Here is a 5454-nt window from a genome sequence, read left to right on the forward strand (position 1 = left end):
GGCTATTTCATATTAATAAAGTCGTCTTTTATAGCCTTCTTGTAACTCCTTTGCTACTTGTTCAGCAGTAACATTAGGTATTTTAGAGTGAGCCACCAACATTTGAGGAACCGATGGAAGATTCTCTTTTGCTAACCAAGATTCTGGGTTCCACAATTTTGATCTAATGAAAGCTTTAGCACAATGTGCAAAGCACTCCTCTACCTCTACTAAGATTCCAAATAAAGGGGCTTGACCATTTACAATGTTCATTTCAAGAAGTTCTGGATCACGAGAAATATAGGCTTTTCCATTGATTCTTAATGTTTCTCCTAAACCAGGTATAAAAAATATAAGCCCGATATTAGGATTGGTAATAATGTTTTCTGCGGAGTCCATTCTTCGATTCCCTGGCCGTTCTGGAATAAAAAGATGGTGTTCATCAAGAACAGAAACAAACCCTGGAAAATCTCCTCTTGGAGAAACATCACATTTCCCTTCTGAATTAGAAGTTGCTAATGTCAAAAATGGTGACATGGAAATAAAGTTTCTGCAATGCTGGTCAATAAATGAAATTACTTTATTAGCAGCTCTTTGACTAGGTTGTCCAATAAATGAACGGAATTCTTCAAACTCTTCTTTTGAAGAGATAATCTCTTTAAACTTAATACTCATCTTATCACCTTTAAATAATGGAATATATAGCCATTATACACCATAAAAAATTGTATAACTCAAATTATTAGAATTATTTTAAAAACAAAAACTAACTTCTTACTCAATTATCTTTTTCTAAGGAGAAGAATTGAAATCCCTTAGTTAAATGCGATTTCTCCCGAATACTCGATTATTCGCAAGATCCCTTACCTCTTGATATGGAAAATATGAACAATGAAATGAGTTCAGATCCTTATGGCTACGTGAAGGAACAGAGAAATAGAGGAGTATGTTAATACTTCATATAAACCAACTGGTAAACCCAAATATCCATCGTGTCTTTTTTGCAAGCAATTGTTGATCGTTATTCCACAATCTGGCCCTTTTCATGAATAAAGACGCTTTCCTTATTTCAGAAAAGCGCCCTTTAATTGAATAACTAAAATCTGACCTCACTTATAAAATCACTTAATTCTTAATGAACTAACGCACCCATTTGTTTAAGTATACTTATACACAAACTATTAGGTATCAACTGTATTCTCTGACTTGAATAGATTCTCTTTAAAATAGTTAACAAATGGATGCTCGTTCTCATCCATTTTCCTAGTGCAAATAAACAAACTTTGATTGACTTCCGCCTGTTCCACAAATACTCTGCGAAGTCTTCCTTGTGCCAATGCTTCAATTACGCTGCAGGATGGCGCGAGTAACATTCCGAAACCTGCCTCTACAACTTTAATCGATTCGGGTAAGCCTTGCATTTGTAAGCCTAATTTCGGTAACGGGCAATTATGGGTATAAAAAATCGCCTCTAACAAATCACGCGTTGAACTACCTCGTTCCCTATAAATAAAATCATGCTCACTTAAATCAAAAATCGTCACCTCTTTATTCGCTAAAGGATGCGATGGATGTACAACAAACCAAAATGGGACATCCAGTATTTTCTCGAAGTGTAAATCTTCATGACCGATGTTACTTTGCACAACAAAGCCACAATCGCTTTCGTAATTTAGGAGGCGACGCTCAACAGACGGTACAATCCCTAACGATACATTTACATCGACATCTGGATTTTCTAGTTTATAACCAGCAATTATAGGCGGTAAAATATAATTCATTGCAATATAGTTCGAAGCAATTTGCACTTGCTGCTTCTTTTCCAAAAATGTTTTAAATTTTTCATCAATCTGTTCTTCTAAATGAAATAAACGTAATCCTTGCTCAAAAAGGAATTTACCTTCAGTTGTGAGCTGAATCCCCCTTCCCTTACCAGTGATTAATTTTACCCCAATTTCCTGCTCTAGTTTTCGAACCTGAGCTGTGACAGCGGGCTGACTAATAAGTAGTAAATTCGCCGCTTCGGTTATGCTCCCTAGTTTAGCGACATTTGTAAAAATTCGTAACGCATGTAAATTCATTTTTTCACCCACTCATAATTTAAATTGATGAATAGACAACAATTTTGTATTTGTCTTATGAATAGCATAGCAGTAATTTAAGTGTAGGGTAATTGGAAAACTTGTTTTGTAATAGCTATTAATCGATGGTCTCTTAGTATTTGAATTTGCGTTCTTACTTACATTATTGGTCACGTTTGTAACTGAAGGATTTGTTATTAGTTAGTATACCGATTTATGCGACAGTTGCAGAGAATAAATTTCAACAGGCGTGTCTACAACGTCAACATTCTCTTTATTAATTTTATTAGAGTTGTTTATGTATGACATTACTCTTGTTTGTTTTGTTCTCAATAAGTTAATCAAAGGAGCTTTCCTATAATTATGATTCTCTTTTCAATCGAGGAGGAAAAACGATGAATTGTAGATGTTATTCAAAGGAGGTGCAGTTTTTACAAGACGCAATAGAATACGCTTTAAAATTACGTACAGTATAAATCGATCCCATAATCGTCACAAAAGCAGATGAAAAGCAGGGATTTGAAGTTATTATTGTTTCTTCATTTTGTGAAACACATTCAATTATGGTTTTATTACCTGTGTATTTTCCAAACATCGTACACACTATGTAAAAAAACACAGGTATCCAGATTTGAAAAGTGTCATTCATGAAGCAAAATAAAATCCATTTATACACTAAGATTATCCCTACCTCAATTGAAAAAACGCGGGTAAGGCATCAACAAATTAAATGATATCGCAATGAGAGGAATGCAAGTCATGGAAAATGCCTCGAAAGTAATCGTTAAAGAAAAAGAACCCCTATACAGAAGGGGAATATTTACCTTCAGTTCTGCTCATTTTTTAAATGATTTAGTGACCACAGGGATGGTCCCAGCATTAGTTGTACTTTATAAAAACGAGTTTCACCTTAACTTTACCCAATCCTCTTTAATAGTTTTGATGTGCTATTTAACGTCATCCATTTCTCAACCGTTTTTGGGCATGTTGGCAGATCGGAAGCCTCGTGCCTGGCTGTTCCCATTTGGGTTGTTTTGCTCCATTATGGGGATTGCTTTGACAGCACTGGCACCTTCCCTTCCATGGTTGTTGCTGTTTATTTCCATTTCTGGTCTTGGTTCCGGCGTGTTCCATCCAGAAGCCTCACGGGCAATCCACCTCGCGTCCGGTACGAAAAAAGGTCTTGCCCAAGCTATTTTTCAGGTAGGCGGGAATTCCGGACAAGCCTTGGGACCCTTAATTGTTTCACTCTTTATAATTCACTCAGGAATTCACGGACTGTTATGGTTCATTCCCGTAGCGTTCTTATCCCTTGGATTAACCGGACAGATTTTGCCTTGGTTAAGTCAAAAATTAGAGTTTGTTAAAGCTGATAATAATAAACAATTAAAAGGTAACAACAATTATCTAGGAGCAACTCTACTTTCCTGTGTCATCATCCTGCGTTCATGGTGCCAGATTGGGGTTGTGGTCTTTTTGCCATTTTACTTGCACAACTTATCGATCCAGCAGTCTGAAATGCTCAGTTTCGTTTTTGTCGGAGCAGGTGCACTCGGCACATTCTTTGGCGGAGTTCTTGCAGATAAACTAGGAATGAAACGTTTACTTGTCAGCTCCATGTTGATTGCAACACCGTTTGCCATTATTTTTCCTCATGTACATGGGTTGTTGTCGGTTCTTGTTTTGCTCTTATTTGGATTTAGTGTTCTTTCTACTTTCTCGATCAGTGTGATATTTATGCAGCACATGCTTCCAAAGAACATTGCTCTTGCCTCCGGACTTTCGATTGGATTCGGCGTGGGAGCTGGAGGGATTGGTTCTGTTTTTATGGGAGGAATATCGGACATCTTTGGAGTGACAACTGTGTACACGATTCTCTCGATTCTTCCGCTTGTCGGCGCCCTTATTGCTGTCTTTTTACCAAACGATCGGAAAGAAGAGAACCAGGTAGCTTAATGACCTATGAAAAACTGGAGTTTTCCCAGTTTTTCTTGTTCTATTGTTTTCGAATAAAGTTAAATTAAAAAAGTCTAGCCAATCCTTATTTAAAAACAAATGCCAAAAACTCTATTTTGAAAAAAGATTTATCATAATAGAGTTTTCATATTTGCTAAGGATGAGACTATTATAAAAAAGTTTGAACATTTCTAATTGTGGTGCTTCACAATTCCTCCCGATTTTTGCAGAACGTTTTGAAAATCCTGAAAAGGGTGAAGGTATTCTTCGTATAGGTAAGTATTCAATACATTCAACAGGAGGAACGACAGATGAAAAGCAATAAATTTTTAATAGGAATATTAATGTGTTTAATCGCTGTTACATCTTGGGGAGGAATGTTTCCTGTAATGGGAAATGCCCTACAAATAATGGACCCATTTTATTTCACTTTATTCAGATTTGGTATTGCAATGGCTGTATTGGTACTATTGCTAATCGTAATAGAAGGAAAAGGAAAATTATCTACGGAAGGCAAAACAATAAAATTATGGTTTCTAGGAACGATGGGTTTTACAGGTTTTAGTTTTCTAGTGTTTTTAGGGCAAAAACTAGCCGGGCCATCAGGAACAGTAATAGCTGCGGTCATAATGGCAGTTCAACCACTGCTTGGAGTTATCGTAAATTGGGTAACTAAAAAAGGTGCTCCTAAACCGCTTACGGTTCTGTTCATGTTAACGGGATTAATAGGAGTTGTTACGGTTATTTCAAAAGGAGATTTAAGTGTTCTCTTTTCAGAGGATGGAAATATTTCCGCTTATCTGATTATACTTATAGGTGCACTTTGTTTTGTCATCTACACTATAGGTGGAAATTCTTTTCCAGAATGTTCGCCATTGAGATATACAACAGTAACTACCATTTTCGGAACCGTCTCAAACATTTTTTTTGTAGGTTTAGCAACATTAATTGGTTGGTTGAAACTTCCGACTCTTTCAATGATTGGTGATATTTCGGGATCCCTCCTATATATGGCACTTATTGCGGGAGTATTAGCTATCTTTGTTTGGAATACTGGTAATCGAATCATTACACCTATCAATGGGATTCTCTTTATGAATATGGTTCCTGTAACTACTTATATAATTACTGTTTTTCAAGGATATCACTTAACATCGTTTGAACTTATAGGAGCTTTAATCACGATTGCTAGTTTAATCGGAAACAATTTGTATATTAGAAAATTAAATAAGCAAATTTCACCACAACTAAAAGTTAAGAATGTGTAATAAATGGGGGGCTAGGTAAACCTTGCCTCCCATTATTGAGACAGGAGTATTATTTCTTAATACCCGAAGCAGTCGTTCCTGAAAGACAATGCTCCACAATATGGCCCTTTAATGAAAACGAGCGCTGATCCTTGTTACAGAATCGCGCCCTTTCGTATTATAAGGTCAGC

The 5454-nt window shown here is 36.3% G+C and carries 5 protein-coding genes; 3 read left to right on the top strand and 2 right to left on the bottom strand.

All coding sequences use genetic code 11. From position 1 onward, the window contains the following. Nucleotides 1-12 precede the first annotated feature (12 nt). Nucleotides 13-654, bottom strand: coding sequence for a pyridoxamine 5'-phosphate oxidase family protein (locus V7127_RS24470; protein WP_335490704.1), 642 nt, complete (start codon nt 652-654; stop codon nt 13-15). Between the two features lie 506 nt (nt 655-1160). Then, nucleotides 1161-2060 carry a LysR family transcriptional regulator gene (locus V7127_RS24475; protein WP_335490707.1) on the bottom strand — a complete coding sequence of 300 codons (900 nt, stop codon included), beginning with the start codon at nt 2058-2060 and terminating at the stop codon, nt 1161-1163. Between the two features lie 741 nt (nt 2061-2801). Here V7127_RS24475 and V7127_RS24480 point away from each other — a divergent pair. The 3 genes from V7127_RS24480 (at nt 2802) to V7127_RS24490 (ending at nt 5284) form a co-directional block, all read left to right on the top strand. Further along, entirely contained in the window at nt 2802-4016 is a 1215-nt protein-coding gene (locus tag V7127_RS24480; RefSeq protein ID WP_335490710.1) for an MFS transporter, read from the top strand. Between the two features lie 181 nt (nt 4017-4197). Then, entirely contained in the window at nt 4198-4341 is a 144-nt protein-coding gene (locus V7127_RS24485) for a hypothetical protein (protein ID WP_335490713.1), read from the top strand. Beyond that, nucleotides 4328-5284, top strand: a complete 957-nt coding sequence (locus V7127_RS24490; protein ID WP_335490716.1) for a DMT family transporter — start codon at nt 4328-4330, stop codon at nt 5282-5284. The genes V7127_RS24485 and V7127_RS24490 overlap by 14 nt, the downstream gene beginning before the upstream one ends. Nucleotides 5285-5454: the final 170 nt, after the last annotated feature.

The organism is Bacillus sp. JJ1773 (genome assembly GCF_036962035.1).
Lineage (GTDB): Bacteria > Bacillota > Bacilli > Bacillales > Cytobacillaceae > Cytobacillus.